Raw genomic sequence first — 24,351 nt, 5'->3', positions numbered from 1 at the left:
GAGGTTTGAGGAGAGCACCAGTTTCCATATAGAGCAAATTATGATATAGTATTTTCAGCCTAAAACAAGGAGAAAACAATGCCAGTAAATGAATATGGTCAGATAATTGGTGAGTCAATGGAAGGTTATACATCTGGTGAATTGCCTTCCATTGATTTCTTAGAAGGGCGCTACGCTCGGATAGAGGCTCTTTCGGTAGAAAAGCATGCGGAGGATTTATTAGCTGTTTATGGTTCAGATACGCCTCGGGAGATGTGGACCTATCTCTTTCAGGAACCAGTGGCAGATATGGAGGAGTTGGTTACCGTCTTAAATCAGATGTTGGCTCGTAAGGACCGTTTTTACTACGTGATTATAGACAAGGCAACTGGTAAGGCTTTAGGGACTTTTTCTCTCATGCGCATTGACCAGAATAACCGAGTAATAGAAGTGGGCGCAGTCACTTTTTCTCCAGAGCTCAGGGGAACACGTATAGGGACAGAGGCTCAGTATCTCCTAGCGCGATATGTTTTTGAGGAGCTTAACTATCGTCGCTACGAATGGAAGTGTGATGCTCTTAATCTGCCATCCAGACGAGCTGCGGAGCGTTTGGGATTTGTCTATGAAGGAAACTTCCGTCAGGCAGTCGTTTATAAGGGGCGTACGAGAGATACGGATTGGCTCTCTATGATTGATAAGGACTGGCCTCAAGTCAAAGCTCGTTTAGAAACATGGTTGGCTCCTGAAAATTTTGATAAAAATGGACGACAGTACAAGAGCTTGAGAGAACTTTAAGAGGTGTTGACATGATCACTATTAAAAAGCAAGAAATTGTCAAGTTAGAGGATGTTTTGCATCTCTATCAGGCTGTCGGTTGGACAAATTATACCCATCAACCTCAGATGTTGGAGAAGGCCTTGTCTCACTCATTAGCGATTTACCTGGCACTTGATGGCGATGCCGTGGTGGGCTTGGTCCGTTTGGTCGGAGATGGTTTTTCATCGATTTTTGTCCAGGATTTGATCGTTTTGCCTAGCTATCAGCGCCAAGGAATTGGTAGCAACTTGATGAAAGAGGCTTTGATAGACTACAAGGATGCTTATCAAATTCAACTGGTGACAGACCAAACAGAGAAAAATTTGGGATTCTATCGTTCTCTGGGATTTGAAACCTTATCTACTTATGATTGTACAGGAATGATTTGGGTGGATCGAAAAAGATAAAAAAATTATTTTTTATTAAGTAAAGTTTAAGTCTCCTTGTGTATCATATAGTTATTAAATAAAGACCTCCTAATACTCTTCGAAAATCTCATCAACCTTCGTTAGAGTCGACTTAGCTAACTATAGTTATGCTTGCGTCTATCTACCTAGTCTGATTTCGATTTTCATTGAGTACCCTTTATTTAATGAAATCCCAAACTTTTCTTTTTCATCATAATCTCCTAGAGAAGTCACCCAATCAGGTGGCTTTTTTATGACTTGGGGAGGAAAAATCCATTTGAAAAAAATTTTTTAAAAAATAATAAATCAGAGAAAAAGTTAAGTTAGCTTTAAGATTCATCTTGTATTATATAATCATTAAATAAAGACCTCCTAACTTTATTTAATGAAATCCTAAACTTTTCTTTTTCATAATAATCTCCCTTAAGAGGCCACCCAATCAGGTGGCTTTTTTGTTTGTGGCTTGGATTTTTGATATAATAGAGCCATGAGTAGAATTTTAGATAATGAGATCATGGGGGATGAGGAGTTGGTAGAACGTACCCTCCGTCCTCAGTATTTACGTGAATATATCGGTCAGGATAAGGTCAAGGATCAGCTTCAAATCTTTATTGAGGCAGCAAAAATGCGTGATGAAGCGCTGGACCATGTGCTCTTATTTGGGCCTCCAGGTTTGGGGAAAACGACCATGGCCTTTGTCATTGCCAATGAACTGGGAGTCAATCTCAAGCAAACGTCTGGTCCTGTCATTGAAAAAGCGGGTGATCTGGTAGCGATTTTGAATGATTTGGAACCTGGAGACGTCCTTTTTATTGACGAGATTCATCGCTTGCCCATGTCGGTGGAAGAGGTGCTTTATAGTGCCATGGAAGACTTCTACATTGATATCATGATTGGTGCTGGTGAAGGCAGTCGCAGTGTTCATTTGGACTTGCCACCATTCACCTTGATTGGGGCTACGACACGTGCGGGGATGCTCTCAAATCCTCTGCGGGCACGTTTTGGGATTACAGGTCATATGGAATACTATGCCCACGCTGACTTGACAGAGATTGTTGAGCGGACAGCAGATATTTTTGAGATGGAAATCACCCATGAGGCAGCTTCGGAGTTGGCCTTACGCAGTCGAGGAACTCCTCGTATCGCCAATCGTCTCCTCAAGCGCGTGCGCGACTTTGCCCAGATTATGGGGGATGGCTTGATTGATGATGTGATTACGTATAAGGCTTTGACCATGCTGGATGTAGACCGTGAAGGTTTGGACTATGTAGACCAAAAAATCCTTCGCACCATGATTGAGATGTACGGTGGTGGTCCTGTCGGTTTAGGAACTCTTTCTGTTAATATTGCCGAGGAGCGTGAGACAGTCGAAGATATGTACGAACCTTACCTGATTCAGAAAGGTTTCATCATGCGAACTCGTTCTGGACGGGTTGCGACAGCCAAGGCTTACGAACATTTGGGCTATGAGTATAATGAAAAATGAGCAAGAAATTCTAGATAGTGTTAGAAAAAATCCTGATATGATGGCTATTCTGACCATCATCCGTGACCTTGATCTGAAAGACTCTTGGTTGGCGGCAGGGTCTGTCAGGAATTTCATTTGGAATCTCTTGTCAGACAAATCTCCTTTTGATCATGAAACGGACGTGGATGTGATTTTCTTTGATCCAGATGTTTCTTATGAGGAAACAGTATCCCTAGAGAAAAAGCTGAGAGAAGATTTTCCTCAGTATCAGTGGGAGTTGAAAAATCAGGTCTATATGCATCAGCACAGTCCCCACACTGCGCCTTACACGAGTTCTCGTGATGCCATGAGTAAGTATCCCGAACGCTGTACGGCGATAGGACTCCGCTTGCATGCAGACGCAACTTTGGAGCTCTTTGCGCCCTATGGTCTAGAGGATATTTTAAAGTTTCAAGTTTCCCCTACTCCTCATTTTTTAGAGAATGAGGACCGAATGAAGCTCTATCAAGAACGCTTGTCCAAGAAAAATTGGCAAGAAAAATGGAAAAATCTCACTTTTTCAAAAAACTTAAGAAAAATTTAAGTTAGGGACGGTATACTAGGTTCATAAGTTAAGAGGAACTTAACTTAAACTCCTAAAACTTTTTCATAATAATCTCCCTATAAAATTAAGTCGCCCAATCAGGCGGCTTATTTTTTGTCTGTACGGAGAGCTAATAACTTAGCAATAGAAGAAAATAGGGAAATATGGTATAATGAAACGATAGATTTTTGAATAGGAATAAGAACATGTTTGGATTTTTTAAGAAAGATAAAGCTGTAGAAGTCGAGGTTCCAACACAGGTTCCTGCTCATATTGGCATCATCATGGATGGGAATGGTCGTTGGGCTAAAAAACGGATGCAACCACGGGTTTTTGGTCATAAGGCGGGGATGGAAGCCCTCCAAAAGGTGACCAAGGCAGCTAACAAGATGGGAGTTAAGGTCATCACGGTTTATGCCTTTTCAATGGAAAATTGGACACGCCCAGATCAAGAAGTCAAGTTTATCATGAACTTGCCAGTCGAATTTTATGATAACTACGTCCCTGAATTGCACGCAAATAACGTTAAGATTCAGATGATTGGGGAGACAGATCGTTTGCCTAAGCCGACTTTTGAAGCTTTGAAAAAAGCAGAGGAATTGACTAAGAACAATACGGGCTTGATTCTCAATTTTGCGCTTAACTATGGTGGCCGTGCTGAAATTACGCAGGCTCTTAAGGGCTTGGCTCAAGATGTTCTAGATGCTAAAATAAACCCTGGTGACATCACAGAAGATATGATTGGGGACTATCTTTTCACGCAACACCTGCCAAAGGATTTGCGGGATCCTGATTTGATTATCCGTACGAGTGGTGAGTTGCGTTTAAGTAATTTCTTGCCATGGCAGGGGGCGTATAGCGAGCTTTACTTTACGGATACCTTGTGGCCTGATTTTGATGAAGCCGCCTTGCAGGAAGCTATTGCTGCTTTTAACCATCGCAATCGCCGTTTTGGAGGAGTTTAGGAGAAAATATGACCAAGGATTTACAAGAGAGAACACTGTTTGCTGGACTGGCTCTGGCTATCTTCCTTCCAGTCTTGTTTGTTGGCGGGCTCCTGTTGCAGATAGGGATTGGCTTGTTAGCGATGCTAGGCGTCCATGAACTCTTGCACATGAAGGGGCTAAAGACTATGACCATTGAGGGCACCTTGACCCTCCTTGCAACCTTTGCCCTTACAATCCCCTTAGAAAATTACCTAACTTTTTTGCCTGTTGATGGGAATGTGGTTGCCTACAGTGTTTTGATTACCATAATGCTAGGGACGACCGTTTTCAGTAAAAACTATACGATTGAAGATGCCGCTTTTCCAATTGCTGTGAGCTTTTATGTTGGTTTTGGCTTCAATGCCTTACTAGATGCTCGTATAGCTGGATTTGACAAGGTACTTTTGGCCCTTTTTATCGTTTGGGCGACAGATAGCGCAGCTTATCTGACAGGGATGAATTTTGGTAAACATAAGTTGGCACCAAGAGTTTCTCCTAATAAGAGTATTGAGGGCTTTGTCGGTGGTATTCTAGGTGCGGTACTGATAACAGTGATTTTCATGTTAGTGGACAGCACAGTTGCTCTTCCTTATGGGATTTATAGAATGAGTCTCTTTGCTGCCTTCTTCAGTGTGGCAGGTCAGTTTGGTGACTTGATTGAGAGTGCCATGAAACGCCATTTCGGTGTTAAGGATTCTGGAAAATTTATCCCTGGACATGGCGGTGTGTTGGATCGCTTTGACAGCATGCTGATTGTATTTCCAATGATGCACTTATTTGGCCTGTTTTAAAGAAAGGAATATTGAATGATTGGATTGCTAACCTTTATCCTCGTTTTTGGGATTATTGTGGTGGTGCATGAGTTTGGACATTTTTATTTTGCCAAGAAATCGGGCATTCTAGTTCGTGAATTTGCCATTGGTATGGGGCCCAAGATTTTTTCCCATATCGGTAAGGATGGCACTGCTTATACCATTCGAATCCTTCCTCTAGGAGGCTATGTTCGTATGGCAGGCTGGGGTGATGATGCGACAGAAATCAAGACAGGAACTCCAGTCAGTTTAACACTTGCCGATGATGGTAAGGTCAAACGGATCAACCTCTCAGGGAAGAAGTTGGATCAAACGTCTCTTCCTATGCAGGTAACTCAGTTTGACTTTGAAGACAAGCTCTTCATTAAAGGCTTGGTCTTGGAAGAAGAAAAGACCTTTGCAGTGGATCACGATGCAACGGTGGTTGAAGAAGATGGAACCGAAGTGCGCATCGCTCCTCTGGATGTACAGTATCAAAATGCTTCTATCTGGGGCAAGCTCATCACCAACTTTGCAGGTCCCATGAATAACTTTATCTTAGGTGTTGTTGTTTTTTGGATTTTGATCTTTTTGCAGGGCGGTGTTAGAGATACTCAGACCAATCTCTTTCATGTCATGCCAGAGGGAGCTTTGGCTAAGGTAGGCGTAGCTGAGACCGCTCAAATTACCAAGGTCGGCTCGCACGAGGTTAAGAATTGGCAAGATTTGACCCAGGCTGTGGAAGCAGATACCAAGGATAAGACTGCCCCGACCTTGGATGTGACCATTTCTGAAAATGGTAGCGAAAAACAAGTCACTGTGACGCCAGAAGAAAATCAAGGACGTTACATTCTTGGGGTTCAACCAGGGGTCAAGTCAGACTTTCTATCCATGTTTGTTGGTGGATTTACAACTGCTGCTGATTCAGGGCTCCGTATCCTTTCGGCTCTGAAAAACTTGATTTTCCATCCAGATTTGAACAAACTCGGTGGTCCCGTTGCCATTTTTAAGGCGAGTAGCGATGCTGCTAAAAATGGTCTTGAGAATGTCCTCTATTTCCTAGCTATGATTTCCATCAATATCGGAATTTTTAATTTGATTCCGATCCCGGCTTTGGATGGTGGAAAGATTGTGCTCAATATCCTAGAGGCTATCCGCCGGAAACCCCTTAAACAAGAAATTGAAACCTATGTCACCATGGCTGGTGTAGTTATCATGGTTGTCTTGATGCTAGCCGTGACCTGGAATGACATTATGCGACTCTTTTTTTAGATAATCGAGGAATATTATGAAACAAAGTAAAATGCTAATCCCAACGCTTCGCGAAATGCCAAGCGATGCTCAAGTTATCAGCCACGCCCTTATGTTGCGTGCTGGTTATGTTCGTCAAGTTTCTGCTGGTGTTTATTCTTACCTACCACTCGCTAACCGTGTGATTGAAAAGGCTAAAAACATCATGCGCCAAGAGTTTGATAAGATTGGTGCGGTGGAGATGTTGGCTCCTGCCCTTCTCAGTGCCGATCTTTGGCGTGAATCAGGTCGTTATGAAACCTATGGTGAAGACCTTTATAAACTGAAAAACCGTGAAAAGTCAGACTTTATCCTAGGTCCGACACACGAAGAAACTTTTACGGCTATTGTTCGTGACTCTATCAAGTCTTACAAGCAATTGCCACTCAACCTTTACCAAATCCAACCGAAATACCGTGATGAAAAACGTCCACGTAACGGACTTCTCCGTACGCGTGAATTTATCATGAAAGACGGCTATAGTTTCCATGCTAATTACGATAGTTTGGATGTGACTTATGACGAGTACAAGGCAGCCTATGAACGTATTTTCACTCGTAGTGGCTTGGACTTCAAGGCCATCATCGGTGATGGTGGAGCCATGGGTGGTAAGGATAGCCAAGAATTTATGGCCATCACACCTGCTCGTACAGACCTTGACCGCTGGGTTGTCTTAGACAAGTCAGTTGCCTCATTTGACGAAATTCCTGCAGAAGTGCAAGAAGAAATCAAGGCAGAATTGCTCAAATGGATGGTTTCTGGTGAAGACACTATTGCATACTCAAGTGAGTCTAGCTATGCAGCTAACTTAGAAATGGCAACAAACGCCTACAAACCAAGCAACCGTGTCGTTGCGGAAGAAGAAGTGGCTCGCGTCGAAACTCCAGGTGTTAAATCTATTGACGAAGTCGCAGCCTTCCTAAATGTCCCAGAAGAACAAACAATCAAAACCCTCTTCTACAAGGCAGATGGTGAGCTTGTTGCAGCCCTTCTAGTTGGAAATGACCAACTCAATGAAGTCAAGTTGAAAAACCACTTGGGTGCAGATTTCTTTGATGTTGCGAGCGAAGAAGAAGTGGCAAGTGTTATCCCAGCTGGTTTTGGTTCACTTGGTCCAGTTGGTTTGCCAGAAAATGTGAAAATCATCGCTGACCGTAAGGTGCAAGATGTTCGCAATGCAGTTGTAGGTGCTAACGAAGATGGCTACCACTTGACGGGTGTGAACCCAGGTCGTGATTTCACTGCAGAATACGTGGATATCCGCGAAGTTCGTGAGGGTGAAATTTCCCCAGACGGACAAGGTGTCCTAAACTTCGCCCGTGGTATTGAGATCGGTCATATTTTCAAACTCGGAACTCGCTACTCAGCAAGCATGGGTGCAGATGTTTTGGATGAAAATGGCCGTGCTGTGCCAATTATCATGGGATGTTACGGTATCGGTGTTAGCCGTCTTCTCTCAGCCGTTATGGAACAACACGCTCGTCTCTTTGTCAACAAAACGCCAAAAGGGGAATACCGTTACGCTTGGGGAGTTAACTTTCCTAAAGAATTGGCGCCATTTGATGTGCATTTGATTACTGTCAATGTCAAAGATGAAGAAGCGCAAGTCTTGACAGAGAAACTTGAAGCAAGCTTGATGGAAGCTGGTTACGAAGTCTTGACAGACGACCGTAACGAACGTGTCGGAGTGAAGTTTAGCGATAGCGACTTGATTGGGTTGCCAATCCGTATTACTGTTGGGAAGAAAGCAGCTGATGGTATCGTAGAAGTTAAAATCAAGGCGACTGGTGACACCATTGAAGTTCACGCAGACAACTTGCTTGAAACCCTTGAAATCCTCAGCAAGAAATAAAAACTTTAATCAGAAGAAAAACAAGGCAAAAATGTAACTAGTTTTTACCTTGTTTTTTCTATATAATGGGGAAAATGAGTAAATGAAGAGGTAAAGCTATGCTAAAATTTCCAAAGGATTTTGTTTGGGGTTCTTCCACTTCTGGACCGCAAACTGAAGGGCGTGTGTCTGGTGACGGAAAGGGAGACAATCTCTGGGATTATTGGTATCAAGTAGAGCCAAACCGCTACTATAATGAGATTGGTCCAGATAAAACATCGACCTTCTATGAGAACTGGGAAAAGGATATTGAGCTTTTGGTAGAGACTGGGCATACAGCCTTCCGAACTTCTATCCAGTGGTCTCGTATTTTCCCGCAAGGCCGTGGAGAGGTCAATCCGCAAGGGGTGACTTTCTACCGTCAGGTTTTTGAAGCTATTAAGGCCAAAGGGATTCGTCTCTTAGTCAATCTCTATCACTTCGACCTGCCTTTTGCCCTCCAAGAAGACGGCGATGGTTGGGAAAATAAGGCAATTGTCAAGGCTTATGAAGACTATGCTCGTTTTTGTTTTGAGACTTACGGTGACTTGGTAGACCAATGGATTACCTTTAACGAGCCCATCGTTCCCGTAGAGTTTGGCTATTTTTACGATGCCCACTATCCTCACAAGGTAGATGCCAAAGCAGCAGTTAAGGTTGCCTATCATACGCAACTGGCTAGTAGTCTTGCGGTTAAGGCTTGTCATGAGATTTTGCCTGATTCCAAGATTGGGATTGTCCTCAACTTGACACCAGCCTATCCACGTAGCCAGCATCCTGCGGATGTCAAGGCTGCGCGCATTGCCGATCTCTTCCAAGCTCAATCTTTCCTAGATCCATCTGTTTTAGGAGCTTATCCAGAAGAATTAGTGGAAATTTTAGCTGAGCATGATTTGCTGCCAGAGTACACTGTTGAAGAGTTAGAACTCATTCGCGAGAATACAGTTGATTTCCTTGGAGTCAACTACTACCAGCCTCTGCGCGTCATGGCCCCACGTTTTGCTAAGCATCCTGATAGCCCGCTTTTGCCAGAACATTTCTACGAACCTTACGTCATGCCGGGCCGTAAGATCAATCCTCACCGCGGTTGGGAAATCTACGAGCAAGGGATTTACCATATCGCTCAAAATATCAAGGAAAATTATGGTAATATTGAGTGGATGCTGACAGAGAATGGCATGGGTGTTGAAGGGGAAGAAAAATTCTGTGAGAATGGCATGATTCAGGATGACTATCGTATTGACTTTGTCAAAGGGCATCTGCGTGAACTACATCGTGCTATCGAAGACGGTGCCAACTGTAAGGGCTACTTGATTTGGACCTTTATCGACTGTTGGTCATGGCTCAACAGTTATAAAAATCGCTACGGTCTGGTTGAGCTTGACTTGGAAACACAGGAACGTCGCCTGAAGAAATCAGGCCACTGGTTCAAGGAACTCAGCGACCATAATGGATTTTAAGAATAAAAAGAGTGAGATGGTGTTCATCTCACTTTTTATTACAATATCATCATCAAGGTCCCGATCGTAATCAGGATACAGCCAATGATTGTTTTAAACGTCAGGATATCCTGTAGGAAGAAAAAGGCTAGAACAAGGGTAATGACGAGACTGAATTTATCGACAGCAGATACCTCAGTCGCATTGCCCATCTGTAGTGCCTTATAGTAGCAGAGCCAGGAGGCGCCAGTGGCCAAGCCAGATAAGATGAGAAAGAGCCAACTTTTTCTACTGATGTTGACAATTTCGGTCTGGCTATTGGTTAAGAAAACCATGGCCCAGGCCATAAGAATGACAACGATCGTACGAATAGCGGTTGCTAGATTGGATGGAACTCCCTCAATCCCAATCTTGGCTAAAATTGACGTTAGGGCTGCAAAGATAGCAGATAAAAGTGCGAAGAAAAACCACATGGCAAATACCTCCTCTTTTTATTATAAGTAATTGATGCTGACTTGTCAGGTATCAAGTGAAATCTTGATAAAATACCAGATAGAAAAACTATACCAATTTTTATCCTTGACAAGTGAGAAAAACAAGTATATACTGTCTTTGCTGATTCTGTAAAAGGAAAATCAGACTATACCAATTTAAGGAGAAAGCACAGCTAGTCTGTGTCGTATATACTATGTGTGGAATTGTTGGTGTTGTTGGAAACACAAATGCAACTGATATTTTGATTCAAGGACTTGAAAAGCTCGAATACCGTGGTTATGATTCTGCGGGGATTTTTGTCCTAGGTGGTGCTGAAAATCATCTAGTCAAGGCTGTTGGTCGTATTGCAGAATTATCTGCTAAGACAGCTGGTGTTGAGGGGACAACTGGTATCGGTCATACGCGTTGGGCGACTCACGGGAAACCAACGGAAGACAATGCTCACCCACATCGCTCTGAGACTGGACGTTTTGTCTTGGTCCACAATGGAGTGATTGAAAACTACCTTGAAATCAAGGAAGAATATCTTGCAGGTCACCACTTCAAGGGGCAAACAGATACGGAAATCGCTGTTCACTTGATTGGGAAATTTGCAGAAGAAGATGGCCTCTCAGTTCTTGAAGCCTTCAAAAAAGCTCTTCACATCATCCGTGGTTCTTATGCTTTTGCCTTGGTTGACTCGCAAGATCCTGAAGTCATCTACGTGGCTAAGAATAAATCACCACTTTTGATTGGTCTTGGAGATGGCTACAACATGGTCTGCTCAGATGCCATGGCCATGATTCGTGAAACCAACCAATACATGGAAATCCATGACCAAGAGTTGGTAATCGTCAAGGCTGATAGTGTCGAAGTTCAAGATTATGATGGAAATCGCCATGAGCGTGCTAGCTACACTGCTGAACTAGACTTGTCTGATATCGGTAAGGGAACTTACCCTTACTACATGCTCAAGGAAATCGATGAGCAACCAACGGTTATGCGTAAACTCATCCAAGCCTACACAGATGAGGCTGGTCAAGTAGTAGTAGATCCAGCCATCATCAAGGCTGTTCAAGATGCAGATCGCATCTATATTCTTGCAGCTGGAACTTCTTACCACGCTGGATTTGCTTCTAAAAAGATGCTAGAAGAATTGACAGATACACCAGTTGAACTTGGTATCTCATCTGAGTGGGGCTACGGTATGCCACTTCTCAGCAAAAAACCACTCTTTATCTTTATCAGCCAGTCTGGTGAAACAGCTGACAGCCGTCAGGTTTTGGTCAAGGCTAATGAAATGGGAATCCCAAGCTTGACAGTGACAAACGTCCCAGGTTCAACCCTTTCACGTGAAGCCAACCATACCATGCTTCTTCACGCAGGACCTGAAATTGCCGTGGCATCAACCAAGGCCTATACAGCACAAATCGCAGCACTTGCCTTCCTTGCAAAAGCTGTCGGAGAAGCAAATGGCAATGCCAAAGCCCAAGCCTTTGACCTGGTTCATGAGTTGTCAATCGTAGCTCAGTCTATCGAATCAACTCTTTCAGAAAAAGAAACCATTGATGCCAAGGTTCGTGAGCTTCTTGAAACTACTCGCAACGCCTTTTACATCGGACGTGGTCAGGATTACTATGTAGCCATGGAAGCGAGTCTTAAGCTCAAAGAGATTTCTTACATCCAGTGTGAAGGTTTTGCGGCAGGAGAACTCAAGCACGGAACCATTGCCTTGATTGAAGAGGGAACCCCTGTCTTGGCCCTCTTGTCAGATCCAGTCCTTGCTAACCACACTCGTGGAAATATCCAAGAGGTTGCAGCCCGTGGTGCTAAGGTTCTCACTATCGCAGAAGAAAATGTTGCTAAAGAGACAGACGATATCGTTCTGACGACCGTTCACCCTTACCTCTCACCAATCTCAATGGTCGTGCCAACTCAATTGGTTGCCTACTTCGCAACGCTACACCGTGGCCTTGATGTGGACAAACCACGTAACCTTGCCAAGTCAGTAACAGTAGAATAAACTAAGAAAGTCTAGTTCATCTAGGCTTTTTCTAATGAGCAAATTCATTGAAAATAAAACTAATTAGTGCTAAAATACCCTAAAACTAAAAGAGATAGCGAGGAAACAGGATGGTAGAATTAGGGATTTCAACATTTGGTGAAACAACCGCTCTGGAAGCGACTGGGCAGATTTACAATCATGATGAACGCATTCGTCAGTTGGTGGCAGAGATAGAGCTGGCTGATAAGGTTGGCTTGGATGTGTACGGGATTGGGGAGCATCATCGGGAGGACTTTGCGGTATCGGCGCCAGAGCTTGTTCTTGCAGCTGGGGCAGTCAATACCAAGAAGATTCGTTTGACCAGTGCAGTCAGCATTCTCTCGAGTATGGATCCGATTCGCTTGTTCCAACAATATGCCACCATCGATGCTTTGTCAAATGGCCGTGCGGAGATTATGGCAGGGCGTGGTTCATTCACCGAGTCTTTCCCACTGTTTGGCTATGACTTGAAAGACTATGAAGCTCTCTTTGATGAAAAGTTAGAACTGCTTCAACTAGCAAATGAAAGCACCAAAGTGAACTGGCAGGGGCAATTGACTCAAAGCATTGCTGGAAAAGAAGTTTATCCCCGTCCAGTTCAGGGGAAATTACCATTGTGGGTGGCGACAGGTGGTCATGTAGAGTCAACAGTGAAGATTGCTCAGGCGGGGTTGCCAATTGTCTATGCTATTATTGGTGGCAATCCGCGTTATTTTAAAAAGCTGATTCAAGCTTATCGTGAGATTGGTAGGGATGCCGGTCATGCGGATAAAGACCTGAAAGTGGGTGCTCATTCTTGGGGCTGGATTGCTGAGGATGGCGAGCAGGCGGTGAAAGATTATTTCCATCCGACCAAGCAAGTGGTGGATGCGATTTCTAAGGACCGTCCACACTGGCAGGAGTTGACCTATGAGCAATATTTGGAGCAAGTTGGTCCAAATGGAGCCATGTTTGTGGGAAATCCAGACCAGGTGGCAGAAAAATTGATTTGCATGATTGAGGATTTAGACTTGGATCGCTTTATGTTGCACCTACCACTTGGTTCTATGCCACATGATCAAGTTCTCAAAGCTATTGAACTTTTTGGAACGCAAGTCGCACCAAAAGTGCGTGCTTACTTTGCCATGAAAGAAGGGTTATAAAAAAATCCAATCAGTTGAGTCGATTGGTGAGGAACACCCATGGATTCAGCAACAGGTGGAAGTGGTACAAGGGGTAGAGCATACTATCTAGTAGAATATATACTGGTTTATACCAAGCACAAGATAAAAAAGTAAAAAAGACGATTTCTGCTTGGAAATCGTCTTTTTTCGCTATTCTCGCAAATACGATATCTTGTGGTTGGTGTAAACTGGTAGATAGCTCTCTTATTTTATTTATCAAAACCTTGTAAGTTTTTTTGGCGCTCTTCAGTTTGACCCTTGGCATCTAATTTATTACCATTGTAAACAGTGCTTTCCCATGATCCGTACATTGGGTTAGGGAAAATGATGAATTTCTCACCAAACTCTTTTTGTAATTCCTCTAATTTTTGGTTGCGCTCAGTTTCAGAGGTCTTTGAAAACTCTGCAAAGTCCACAAGATTATCTCCTAGTAGCATGACTAAGTTGGTTTTTTCTTGGACTGCTTGTCTACGACCTTCTTTAGATTTGACGCCTTTTTCTAAGAACATGAGATGATCGCGGCTTTGTACAGGAATTCCTTCATTTTCTAGGTTTTTGATCGTATCATCTACCTGATCTATCGTGCGGTCAGATACATAGTAAATTTGGACACCGTTTTGGTCTGCAAATTGGAGAAAGTCTTTAGCACCTGGTACAGCCTTGGCTGCGGCTTTTTTTACCCAGACATCCCAGTTTTCTGGGGTAAATGCTGTTCCATCTTTGACATTTTGCGCTTGATAAGGGCTATTGTCTAATACGGTTTCGTCTAAGTCCAAAACGATAGAGTAGGGTTTATCTGTCTGTGTTTTTAGTAGTTCTTTCAAACGATCAGTAGCGACATTGTAACCTTGTAGATAGAGTGCCTTGGTTTCAGCTGCTTTTTGATACCAAAGAGTTGACATAGTATTTTCTCTTGAACGCAACTGATCATAGGTCATTGTAACCTGATTATCAGATGTACTACTTTGTGTTGTCTGTGAATTTGCCGAATTTGTGCCACAGCCAGTCAGTAAAATGACGGAAGTAAGTGTAGAAGCAATTGTAATGGTAACTTTGGATATTTTCATAATCCCATCCTCCTAATAATAGTCTATTAATATTGTAGCGTTTTCATGGGATTTGTGCAAGGAAATATCGAGAGAAAAGAAATTTTTCAGTAGTAATTTGGTATTAGGATAAAATTATGTACTTAATTTTGGAATGAAGATGGATATAAAAAAATTCAATCGGCTTGATAGAAAATCTATATCAGCTTCTTTTTGGAAAATAGATGAAAATAAAGTGAATCTTTGAAAGGCTAGTAACATCAAGCTTTTCAGGGATTTTTTTCTTTATAGATATAAAAATTTCTAATCGAGTTGATAGTCAATATATATTGGGAAAAGGAAAAAAGGAGTGGTAAGATGGTTTCAATCCAAATGGAAGGAGAAAGGTATGGCAAGTAAAAGAGATCTAGTCTTTAGAGCGATTCGAGGCGATGAAGTGGAAAGAGTTCCTGTGGGATTTTGGTTTCATTTTGTAACACTCGAAGAAAAGGGGCAGGGATTAAATAATCCACGTATCTTTCAAAAAAGTGTTGATGGGCATCGCAGCTATGTGGAAAGGATTCGTCCTGATTTTGTCAAAATTATGAGCGACGGTTTTTTCCTTTATCCAAGTAATGTCTATAATCCTAAGATTGCAAGCATTCAGGAGCTGACTTCTATTGAATCGATTGGTGAGGAACACCCATGGATTCAGCAACAGGTGGAAGTGGTACAAGCGGTTCGAGAGACCTTTACCGAAGAGGTTGCTTCTTTCTACAATATCTTTTCACCGATCTCCTACCTCAAGCGCTGGTTCCGTACAGAAACTTCGCGAGGTGATAAGGAAGTGGCTGATCTACTGCTTGAAAATTCTGAGCAATTCAGAGCTATTCTAGATGTGATTGCAGGAGATATTGCTTCCCTAACTCAGAAAATCATTCAGCAAGGCGGTGTTGACGGGATTTACCTCAGCACCCAGGAAATTCAAGATGAGCGCATCACACCAGCACTCTACCAAACCTATATCGAACCGAGCAATATAGCGATTTTGGAGGCAGCCAATCAGGTTGGTGGGACCAATATCCTCCATATCTGTGGTTTTGAAGGTGTGAGCAATGATGTGACGATATTTAAGGACTATCCAGCTCAAGTGGTCAACTGGGCGACTCATCATGAGGAGGTTAGTTTGACACAGGGGCAAGAGTTGTTTCCAGGTAAGGCCGTTTTAGGTGGATTCGAAAATGGCAAGAAAAGCTTGCTTTATCAAGGTTCCAAGGCGGAATTGCAAGATGAAACAAGGCGGTTGTTGGCTGAAGCTGGTAGTAAAGGCGTTCTTCTGGGAGCTGACTGTACTGTTCCAGATGACTTTGACTTAGAGAGGTTGGACTGGATTCGACAGGCAGCTGTTCTCTAAAAGGAGGAGCTATGAAAAGTAAAAGATGGGGCATCTTCATTGCAGTTATCGGTTTGCTGGCTTTGGTTGCCATAAGCGTCGTAAAAAATGGGCACTGCAAAAATGGAGAGAGATGTCGTGGAGTTCAGGATTTTTTCAAGTCCAGTCTCCCCTTTCTACGCTCGAATGATATCGCAAGCAGTTTATTAGTTGAAAAAGTAAGAAATGGAGAATAAGAATGTCAGAAAAAAAAGAATGGGTTTTAAAAGCATTTAAAGGTGAAAAGGTTGATCGTGTGCCAGTTGGTTTTTGGCACCATTTCACATCCGAAGACGAATGGCTACACGGTTTCTCAAATCCAGCCATTATCGAGAAGAATATCGAGGGCCACAAGCGCTTTATCCGAGAAGTTCAGCCGGACTTTATCAAACTCATGAGTGATGGCTACTTTGCTTATCCAAATCCAGCGATTGCCAAAGGAAAATCACTTCAAGAATTGGCAACCATTCAACCACTCGGACCAGATCACGCTTGGATAAAAGAGCAAGTGGACTTGGTTAAGAAAATCAAGCAAGAGTTTACAGAAGATATCGTTGCGATTTACAATATTTTTGCTCCTGTGACCTATCTCAAGTGGCTGCTGGGGGAAGTGTCTGGTGGCGATGACCTCATTGCTGATTTTTTGGTGGAAGATCCTAAAGCTCTTAAGAAGGTGTTGGATGTGATTGCAGAGGATATTGCGAGTCTCAGCCGAGCTGTTATCGAAGAGGCTGGTGCTGATGGAATCTACCTCAGCGTGCAAAGTATCCAAGATCAACGAGTGTCGGCAGCAGAGTATCAAGCCGTCATTGCACCTAGCGAGATAACGGTTCTGGAAGCAGCTAGTGCTGTTGGTGGTGTCACTGTTCTTCATATCTGTGGCTACGAGGGAGCGCGAAATGATATTCACCTTTTTGCTGACTATCCAGCCCAAGTCTTTAACTGGGCTGTAGGACCAGAGGGAATCACTCTCAAGGAAGGTCGTGAGATTTTCAAGGGACGTACGGTTCTTGGAGGATTCGAAAATGGCAAGACAGGCTTACTGTATACTGGTAGCAAGGATGCCATTCAGGCTGAGGCAAAGAAACTAGTTGCAGAAGCTGGGGAACAGGGCTTGGTACTTGGGGCAGATTGTACCATTCCAAGTGATATCGCAGTTGAACGTATCCAGTGGGTGAGAGAAGCGCTTGAAAACTAAAGGAGAAAAAGATGAGTAAAAAAGCATGGATTATCGGTGGTGTAGCAGTGGTTGTAGTAATTGGGGCAACGATTATCGGGAGAAGTTTAGCTGGTGCTCCAGCCAAGGATGGAGAAACGGCTTCGTCTGCTGAAGTTATAACCTTGAAGGTTGCCCATACACAAAACTATGTTCCATATGATTTTGTCAATGAAAAAGGGGAATCAGATGGTTATGAAGTAGCTGTTTTGAAGGCTGTTGATGAGAAGTTGGCAAACTATCAATTTGAATATACGGGTACCAGTGATGATGACCTCTTGATTGGTCTGGAATCAGGTAAGTATGACATCGGAACCAAGGGAGCTTGGTACACAGATGAACGAGCTAAAAAGTTTGTCATTCCATCTGAACCAGTCGGAGCGAGCATCATCGGATTTACTGTCAGAAAAGAAGATGAACAGAAATACAAAACCATTGATGACTTTGCTAAGAATAAAGGGAAATTGGTTCCCATCTCTCCACAGAATGCTCAATGGAATGTTATCACCAGCTACAATGAAAAACATCAGGATGCACCGATTGAGCTAACAGCTGCTGAATCCTTTAAAGTGGCAGATGCCTATGCCTGGGTCTTAGAAGGACGTTATGACGCCTTCTTTGATATCAAACTGTCCTTTGAAAAAGCAGTTACAGCAGAAGATGGTCCTTACCACCAATATGCGGATAAACTCAGCTGGTTCCCATACAAGGGCATTCCAACTTATCCTTTGATTCACCGTGATGAAAAGGGTGAGCAATTCGCTAAAGAATACGAAAAAGCAATCAAAGAGTTGAAAGAAGATGGCACGCTTGCTAAGCTATCTCAGCAATACTTTAAAGAAGATGTCTTTAGTTATGTAGACAAAGACTAGACCAGAAATTCCAAGACTAGAAAGGGTTTTGCATGGTTTCTTATGATTTTTCCAAGGTCTTTCAGTTCTTACCGACCTTATGGCAGGCACTTCCTATGACCTTGTCCATTCTCTTTTTTACCACTCTTCTTGGTTCCCTTTTTGGAGGTCTCTTGGCCTGGGCGCAAGTAGGAGAAGACAAGAGTTTTGCAGCGATTTCCAAAGGCTATATCTTTACCCTACGTTGTACACCGCCGATTGTCTTGCTTTTTCTAGTCTTTTATGGCTTGCCAGAATTTCTGAAATGGTGGCTTGGCTTGGACATCAACAACTGGTCTAAAACTATTTTTGTTCTCCTGACGATGATTCTCTTGTTTGCGGCTATAGTTGCCGAGGTTTTCAAGGCGGCCTATCAAGCTATTCCAAAGGGGCAGACAGAGGCCGGGCTTAGTATTGGTTTGACTCCAAGTCAGACTTTTTGGAGAATCATTTTTCCTCAAGCTTTTCAAGTTGCTCTTCCCAATATAACAACCGCTATTCTCAATCTCATGCGGGATGCTGCCTTGGCTTATACGATTGGTTTTGTTGATGTTATGGGGGCAGGCAATCTCTTGATCAGTCGCAATTTAGGGAACTACTCTCTGGAAATCTATACGGCAGTTGCGCTTCTTTACTGGGGGATTGCCTTGGTTATTTCTAGCTTGAGTCGTTTGCTTGAGAAGTCTTTGGAAACAAAAGGGAGGTAAGAAATGGATATAGACTATATTGTAAAGACCTTTCTGGAGACCTTGAAAGGTGTGCCAATCACCTTGATTATCATGATTGTGGCTATGGTCTTAAGCTTTTTACCGGCTCTATTTTTAGCCTTGGGGCAGATTTACAAGGTTCGAGGGGTGAGGAGTTTTTCTCTGGTCTATCTGGCCTTTATCCGAGCGACTCCTCCGATTTTATTGATTCTCTTCTTTTATAGTTTGTTTCCAAGCCTGCTGAATCAATTTCTCAAAAGCATAGGAAGTGACCTTGATATTTTCAAGCTTGATCCTCTCTATTATGCCTTTATCATTTATAGTTTGATGACAGTCGGGAGTTTCTCGGAGATTTTGCGTTCAGCGATCTTGACGGTGGACAAGGGACAACTAGAGGCAGCGCATGCGATTGGGCTGACTACAACCCAGGCCTATCTAAGGATTGTTTTTCCTCAAGCCTTGCGCTCAGCCTTGCCTAACTTGGCCAATCTGGTGATCAATATCGTCAAAGGGACCTCCCTGGTCTTTGTTATGACCATCAAGGACATCACAGCTATTGCTCGTGTAGAAGCGTCCTACGGTTACCAGTATTTTGAGTCTTATTTTGTGATCTTTTTGCAGTATATTTTGATCTGTGGTTTGATTCAGTGGGGCTTCTCTCTACTGGAGAAAGGCTATGTGAAAAAAGAAAAGAGTGCAAAAGCATCTAGCGCGCGTTTTGTATAGGAGGACAGGATGTTACAAGTAGAACATATCGCAAAAACATTTGGAGAGAGGCAGGTACTGGAGGATGTCAATCTCCAGGTCAACCAAGGGGATGTAGTCGTCATTTTAGGACCATCAGGTTCGGGGAAAACGACCTTTCTCCGTTGTCTCAACCACTTAGAAAAAGCTGATAGCGGCCGTTTGACATTGGCAGGAAAGACCTATGACTTAGCCAAATTAAGCAAGAAAGACATTCTAGAAATTCGCAAAAAAACAGCTTTTGTTTTCCAACACTACAATCTCTTTGCAAACAAAACTGCTCTGGAAAATATTCTAGAAGGCCTAATCGTCGCTCGTAAAGTTCCCAAGGAAGAAGCGCTCAAACGTGCAGAATCTGCCTTGGAAAAAGTTGGTTTACTGGCCTACAAAGACTACTACCCTTCTCAGCTATCTGGAGGGCAACAACAACGAATAGGAATTGCGCGTGCCATTGCAGTCAAGCCCGAGGTCATTTTGCTAGATGAACCAACATCGGCACTAGACCCTGAGTTGGTTGGAGATGTTTTGGATGTTCTGAAACAGTTGGCGGGAGAAGGTGTGACCATGGTGGTCGTCACGCATGAAATGGGATTTGCTAGAGATGTTGCCAACCACGTTATTTTCATGGACGGGGGCCGTATCGTAGAGGAGAACAATCCTCACGATTTCTTTAGCCGTCCGCAGGAAGAACGAACCAAGCAGTTTCTGGCTCGTATCTTATCAGATGCCACCTATAGTGTAGAATATATGATTTGATAGACAAGTGTATCATAAAAACAACACCCCATGACTAGAAGATTCTTCTAATCATGGGGTGTTTTTCTATAGGAGGGCTAGTTTATACTCTTCGAAAATCTCTTCAAACCAAGTCAGCTTCGCCTTATCTACAAGCTCAAAGCTGTGCTTTGAGCAGCCTGCGATTAGCTTCCTAGTTTACCCTTTGATTTTCATTGAGTGTTAGTTCTTTTTCTTGTTTTTTATCAACCATCCAAGTCCGAGAAGGGCAAGGATACTGAATCCAGCAAGGGCAAGGAGGGATTTGCTCTCGGTTCCTGTATTTGGAAGGAGGTTCTGAGAGGGAGCCTCTGTAGCAGTTTCTTGAGAGTCAGGATTTGCTACTAGGTTTTGGGCTAGGCCTTGTTCTGGTTCAACTTCCAAGCTAGAAAGATTAAACTCTGGTTTTTCTTCCACAGCTGGGGCGACAATGGCACCACCTTGAGACAAGCGGAGAACAACGGCAGTGAGAGCGTTCAATTTTAAGCCTTTTTCAGTCCATTCAAGACCCTGAGGTTTAGCGATTCCTACTGGTCCTGCTTGGTTTTCATCTGCGAGGACTTCAGCCTTTCTCAAGTGAGCAAAGGCAGTTCCTAAGTTGAATTCGCGAGCCTTATCATCTGCATTGACAAAGACAGCGTAGATATCTCCATTTGGAGCTGTGATTTGGTAGCCGATGACCACGTCTTCTTTTTCAACGCCATTTTGGCCTGGGACAGTAATGAGGTGGACGCGCTCCTTGATATCTTGCAGACTCTTGAGTCGGAAGGCGTCTGTAGATTGACGAAGAGCAATCAATCCTTTCATGTAGTCACGGCTCTTGACATTTTCAGGATAAGCTTTGCCATCTGTAGCTTTGGTCCAATCAAACTTGTTGACAGCATCACTAGAGTCGTAAGAGTCATGGATAAAGTAAGGATAGACAAATGGCTTGCCGTCCTTGTCGCGCAACAAGTGAGACTTGTTTGGGACCTTATCGTCTGGAACAGGAGTCTTGTAGGCTGGATCAAGGAATTGTTTGGTACGTCCGTATTCCTGACCAGAGTGGATAAACGGAGTTCCTTGAGCAGTCAAGACCATGAGGTTTCCAAGTCGCAAACGGCGATGGATTTCAGCATAGTTCTCAGCCTTGCTTGGGTCTTTTTTGATAGACTGGGCAATGATGTCAAAGAGGGTCAAGTTATCATGGGCTGCGATATACTGGATAACATCTCCAGGGTTGTCTGCTTCAAAGTTAGTTGGTTGAGCAATCAGATTTTTAAAGATGGTATTGATATCGCGTTTTCCACCTGTGATAAAGGCAGGTTGACCTTCGTTTGGATAGCCAGACTTGAGGTTGTTACGGATGTCGTCTGAAAAGACAGCGACAGTATCTGTTTTCTTCATCCAATCTTGGTCAGCAGGTTGTACAGGCGTATTTTCATCACCAGTATAGGTTCTCCAGCCTTCACCTAGCATGATAAGATTTGGATTGAGGGCGCGTGCAGCTTTGTACGCTTCTTCGATAGAAGCCGCATCGTGGTCACCCATCATATCAAAGCGGAAACCATCTACTTTGTAAGTTTCAACTAGATACTTGATAGAGTCTACTAAGACACGCTTAGACATGTAGTGGGTTGTTCCCAAACGACCGCCTCCAAAGCTAGTACGAGGAGTTCCGTCTGCGTCCATAAAGTGGTAGTAGTTTGGCTCTAAGTCTTCAAAGATGTCGAGATTGGCAGTATGGTTGTAGACCACATCCAAGATAGCCCCCATGCCACGTTTATGGATTTCGTTGATGAGGTTTTTGAATTCTGCAATTCGTTTTTCTGGATCCTTAGGATCGCTTGAGTACATACCAGTCAAGGAGAAGTAGTTTTGAGGGTCATATCCCCAGTTGTAGTTGCTGTTGCTTGAAGCGTAGGCAGACAAACGTTCATGGTTTTTCAATTCATTGACAAAGTAGTAAGACAAGACTGGAAGGAGCTGGATGTGGGTCACACCCAAGTCTTTGAGATAGTCCAGTTTTTCGATAAAGGCTTCAAAGGTACCAAATGGCTTGGTCAAGTCTTTTGCGATCGCAGGATCCGAAGTGAAGTCACGTACATGAGCTTCATAGATAACGGCATCTTCACGTGATTTGAAGTTACGAATCTTTCCATAGGTCAAGTCTTGCGGACCTAACTTCGCTGGATCGACAAAGGCAGCTTTAGCGACCTTATGAGCGGCATCTGTTTTTGCTAGGTCACTGTTCCAAGCCGCTAATGATTTGGCATAAGGGTCAAGAACGAGGACAGTTTTACCTTGGCGCTCGATCTGGTAGTGGTAGTAATAGCCAGTGTAGTTGCTGATACCGAGACCAGAGTTTGCATCCAGAGTTTGTTTCCAGGTTCCTTTTTCTCCTTTTTCAAGGGCAACAGTTCCGACTACTTTTTCAGGATCTTTCTTGTCATATACGACAACGGAAACCTTATCAGCGCTTGGAGACCAGAGGGTGAGGTCAACAAGCTTGCCATCTTCTTTTAGAGTTGCGCCGAGTGGACCATCGTAACTGTAGGACTCATCCTTGAGGCGCCAGCTTGAACGTGTGGTAAAGCGGTCTGAATCGTAGCTGACTGTGTAAGGGTGTTGGGTGTCAGAGAAGTCTCCGATGTAGGTCACTTTTTTACCTGCTTCATCAACCTTGATATCAGTAATGGTTACTTTGTTCCCTTGATGATCAGTGATATTAGAGCGTTTAAGGATATCGTCTTTCTTAGCTCCAACAAGGGTAGAAAAACTGCTTTCGATACGAGACTTGGCCACATGTTGGGCACCAGTCATGCGGATATCGTGCACATAGTAGGGATTAGTGTAGATGGTTTCGTCATCATCCTTGAGGAAAATCTGACTGTGATTTTTTAGATCTGTGAATTTATAATCTTCTTTTCTGATTTTCACATCATCGCCTTTCTTGCTTTCGTCTAGTAATAAAAATCCAAATTCTCTTGCAGCTTCATTGAGTGGGATATCAATGTAACGGCCATATTTTCCAGTTGCGGTAAAGTCAGTACCGTCAGGCCATTCTCCACTGCTTGGGTTCTTGACATCGCCCCAATACCAAAGCGATTTTTTGTCATAGTTGCCATCGGTGCGGTAGTAGTTGACACGAATAGTTCCTGCTGGCTGAGGACGGTAGTTGTATACCTTGTAGTTTTCATCTAGCCAGGCCTCATTCATTTTTGGAGAGAGGCGCTCTACTGAACGGTCCCCTGTCAAGTTATCGCCTTTGGTATTGTTGATAAGGAAGCTGACTTTCTTGGCTTGCTCGTTTTTGAGTTTGACATCTAGGTAATAACCGTAGTCATCTTGCTTGGCATCCTTGAAGGACTTGGCTCCATTGGGCCAGTTTTCAGACGGCTTTTCAACATCGTCCCAAGTCCAAAGACCTTGAGAATCTTTATTTTCTTCAGGGAGTTTCTTTACATGGATGCGGAAGTGGTTGTCTGCGATGGGCTCTTCAGAAGATGTGTCAGCTTGTGGTTTTTGGCCTGAAGTTTGCGTCGAAGTGTTGGCGTCTACTTTCTCTTCCTTGCTGTTAGCCTGGTTTGTGCTAGCGTCTTCTGTTTTAGGTGTTTCTGGCGCTGTAGTAGTTTCCACAGCTGGAGCTTCTTTTTTAGGTGTTTCAGATGCTAGAACAGCGTCAGTTGCTGGGGCGTCCTTTTTAGTGTCAAGGGAAGCGTTTGCATTCTTTTGTTCAGAAATAGGCGTTTCCTTTTGAGTTTGACTCGTTTCAGTCTCAGTAGGGGCCTTGGTCACAGCGCTGGTATTTTCCTGAGTTTGAGGCAGGTTTTCGTTGGCCGAAATAGTTGGCATTGTAGCAGAAAGCAAGACAATGCTGGCACCAATAAGGACAGAACCAGTTCCGTTCTTCAAGGAACGGATACCATAAATCATTTTTTTCTCAGTTTGAGATGGGATCTTTTTCATCACAATTCTCCTTGTGTAGTTGTTCCCTATCAGTATAGCACGAGGTAAACATTAGTGCAAGCGTTTTCCTAGCTTTTAAGAGAAAATATAATGCTTCATTCTCTTGAAATTTTAAAATAATACATAGGAAAAGATTGTTTAAAAAATAGTAAAAAAACCTTGAAAAATCTAGCTAAATAAGGTATACTATGAGTAATCATTTGTCGTAGGTTTTGTCTGAAATATTGTCCAGACAAGGCTCACAGCAGTTAAATCTTCTGAAAAAGTCAGATTTAGCTGCTCTTTTTGTGCTTTTTTTCAGGTTT

General features: G+C 43.3%; 21 protein-coding genes. 18 read left to right on the top strand and 3 right to left on the bottom strand.

Translation table 11 applies throughout. The features are described 5' to 3' along the window. Window positions 1-78: 78 nt before the first annotated feature. The 9 genes from ACIY19_RS00815 (at window position 79) to ACIY19_RS00775 (ending at window position 9,650) form a co-directional block, all read left to right on the top strand. Window positions 79-774 carry a GNAT family N-acetyltransferase gene (locus ACIY19_RS00815; protein WP_001144895.1) on the top strand — a complete coding sequence of 232 codons (696 nt, stop codon included), beginning with the start codon at window positions 79-81 and terminating at the stop codon, window positions 772-774. An 11-nt stretch (window positions 775-785) separates the two neighbouring features. Then, window positions 786-1,202 (top strand): GNAT family N-acetyltransferase, encoded by a 417-nt coding sequence (locus tag ACIY19_RS00810; RefSeq protein ID WP_000628401.1) that lies wholly within the window; start codon window positions 786-788, stop codon window positions 1,200-1,202. 487 nt (window positions 1,203-1,689) lie between these two features. Beyond that, on the top strand, window positions 1,690-2,688 hold the full coding sequence (gene ruvB / locus ACIY19_RS00805) for a Holliday junction branch migration DNA helicase RuvB (RefSeq protein WP_409002461.1): 999 nt from the start codon (window positions 1,690-1,692) through the stop codon (window positions 2,686-2,688). Next, the gene (locus ACIY19_RS00800; RefSeq protein WP_409002460.1) at window positions 2,669-3,253 is read left to right on the top strand and encodes a nucleotidyltransferase family protein; all 585 of its coding nucleotides are present in this window, start codon (window positions 2,669-2,671) and stop codon (window positions 3,251-3,253) included. Before ruvB ends, ACIY19_RS00800 begins: the two co-directional genes overlap by 20 nt. Before the next feature lie 206 nt (window positions 3,254-3,459). Beyond that, window positions 3,460-4,218, top strand: coding sequence for an isoprenyl transferase (locus ACIY19_RS00795; protein ID WP_409002459.1), 759 nt, complete (start codon window positions 3,460-3,462; stop codon window positions 4,216-4,218). An 8-nt stretch (window positions 4,219-4,226) separates the two neighbouring features. Further along, window positions 4,227-5,030, top strand: coding sequence for a phosphatidate cytidylyltransferase (locus ACIY19_RS00790; protein WP_409002458.1), 804 nt, complete (start codon window positions 4,227-4,229; stop codon window positions 5,028-5,030). A gap of 15 nt (window positions 5,031-5,045) precedes the next feature. Then, window positions 5,046-6,302, top strand: a complete 1,257-nt coding sequence (gene rseP, locus ACIY19_RS00785; RefSeq protein ID WP_409002457.1) for an RIP metalloprotease RseP — start codon at window positions 5,046-5,048, stop codon at window positions 6,300-6,302. A gap of 16 nt (window positions 6,303-6,318) precedes the next feature. After that, window positions 6,319-8,172, top strand: coding sequence for a proline--tRNA ligase (locus tag ACIY19_RS00780; protein ID WP_409002456.1), 1,854 nt, complete (start codon window positions 6,319-6,321; stop codon window positions 8,170-8,172). 98 nt (window positions 8,173-8,270) lie between these two features. After that, the gene (locus ACIY19_RS00775) at window positions 8,271-9,650 is read left to right on the top strand and encodes a glycoside hydrolase family 1 protein (protein WP_409002455.1); all 1,380 of its coding nucleotides are present in this window, start codon (window positions 8,271-8,273) and stop codon (window positions 9,648-9,650) included. A gap of 38 nt (window positions 9,651-9,688) precedes the next feature. Here ACIY19_RS00775 and ACIY19_RS00770 read toward each other — a convergent pair whose 3' ends face one another. Next, window positions 9,689-10,102: an EamA family transporter gene (locus ACIY19_RS00770; protein ID WP_409002454.1), complete on the bottom strand. Its 414-nt coding sequence runs from the start codon at window positions 10,100-10,102 to the stop codon at window positions 9,689-9,691. Between the two features lie 215 nt (window positions 10,103-10,317). Here ACIY19_RS00770 and glmS point away from each other — a divergent pair, with 215 nt between their 5' ends. Together glmS and ACIY19_RS00760 are read left to right on the top strand one after the other, a co-directional pair. Further along, window positions 10,318-12,126 (top strand): glutamine--fructose-6-phosphate transaminase (isomerizing), encoded by a 1,809-nt coding sequence (gene glmS / locus ACIY19_RS00765; protein ID WP_409002453.1) that lies wholly within the window; start codon window positions 10,318-10,320, stop codon window positions 12,124-12,126. Window positions 12,127-12,236: 110 nt separating this feature from the next. Beyond that, window positions 12,237-13,289 (top strand): LLM class flavin-dependent oxidoreductase, encoded by a 1,053-nt coding sequence (locus ACIY19_RS00760; RefSeq protein ID WP_409002452.1) that lies wholly within the window; start codon window positions 12,237-12,239, stop codon window positions 13,287-13,289. A gap of 230 nt (window positions 13,290-13,519) precedes the next feature. On the opposite strand, the gene ACIY19_RS00755 is transcribed toward ACIY19_RS00760, so the two are convergent. Beyond that, the gene (locus ACIY19_RS00755; protein WP_000703388.1) at window positions 13,520-14,377 is read right to left on the bottom strand and encodes a 5'-nucleotidase, lipoprotein e(P4) family; all 858 of its coding nucleotides are present in this window, start codon (window positions 14,375-14,377) and stop codon (window positions 13,520-13,522) included. A 367-nt stretch (window positions 14,378-14,744) separates the two neighbouring features. Between ACIY19_RS00755 and ACIY19_RS00750 the strand changes: the two genes are divergently transcribed. From ACIY19_RS00750 to ACIY19_RS00720, 7 genes are read left to right on the top strand one after another with little or no spacing between them, the layout of a single operon-like run. After that, window positions 14,745-15,749, top strand: coding sequence for a uroporphyrinogen decarboxylase family protein (locus ACIY19_RS00750; protein ID WP_409002451.1), 1,005 nt, complete (start codon window positions 14,745-14,747; stop codon window positions 15,747-15,749). 11 nt (window positions 15,750-15,760) lie between these two features. After that, window positions 15,761-15,964, top strand: coding sequence for a hypothetical protein (locus ACIY19_RS00745; protein ID WP_409002450.1), 204 nt, complete (start codon window positions 15,761-15,763; stop codon window positions 15,962-15,964). Window positions 15,965-15,966: 2 nt separating this feature from the next. Next, entirely contained in the window at window positions 15,967-16,965 is a 999-nt protein-coding gene (locus ACIY19_RS00740; protein WP_409002449.1) for a uroporphyrinogen decarboxylase family protein, read from the top strand. Between the two features lie 11 nt (window positions 16,966-16,976). Continuing rightward, on the top strand, window positions 16,977-17,855 hold the full coding sequence (locus ACIY19_RS00735) for a transporter substrate-binding domain-containing protein (protein WP_409002448.1): 879 nt from the start codon (window positions 16,977-16,979) through the stop codon (window positions 17,853-17,855). 32 nt (window positions 17,856-17,887) lie between these two features. Next, window positions 17,888-18,580, top strand: a complete 693-nt coding sequence (locus tag ACIY19_RS00730; RefSeq protein ID WP_061418292.1) for an amino acid ABC transporter permease — start codon at window positions 17,888-17,890, stop codon at window positions 18,578-18,580. A 3-nt stretch (window positions 18,581-18,583) separates the two neighbouring features. Next, a complete protein-coding gene (locus tag ACIY19_RS00725; RefSeq protein ID WP_000350568.1) occupies window positions 18,584-19,306 on the top strand; it encodes an amino acid ABC transporter permease in 723 nt (240 codons plus the stop codon). A 9-nt stretch (window positions 19,307-19,315) separates the two neighbouring features. After that, window positions 19,316-20,080, top strand: a complete 765-nt coding sequence (locus ACIY19_RS00720) for an amino acid ABC transporter ATP-binding protein (protein WP_000942247.1) — start codon at window positions 19,316-19,318, stop codon at window positions 20,078-20,080. A 201-nt stretch (window positions 20,081-20,281) separates the two neighbouring features. Here the strand turns inward: ACIY19_RS00720 and ACIY19_RS00715 are convergent, their stop codons facing one another. Beyond that, window positions 20,282-24,046 carry a pullulanase gene (locus tag ACIY19_RS00715; RefSeq protein WP_409002447.1) on the bottom strand — a complete coding sequence of 1,255 codons (3,765 nt, stop codon included), beginning with the start codon at window positions 24,044-24,046 and terminating at the stop codon, window positions 20,282-20,284. Between the last annotated feature and the right edge of the window lie 305 nt (window positions 24,047-24,351).

It is taken from the genome of Streptococcus sp. ST14 (assembly GCF_046098195.1).
Classification (GTDB): Bacteria; Bacillota; Bacilli; order Lactobacillales; family Streptococcaceae; genus Streptococcus.
Note: the sequence above shows the minus strand (reverse complement) of the source record. Positions and strands in the feature narration are given on the sequence as shown.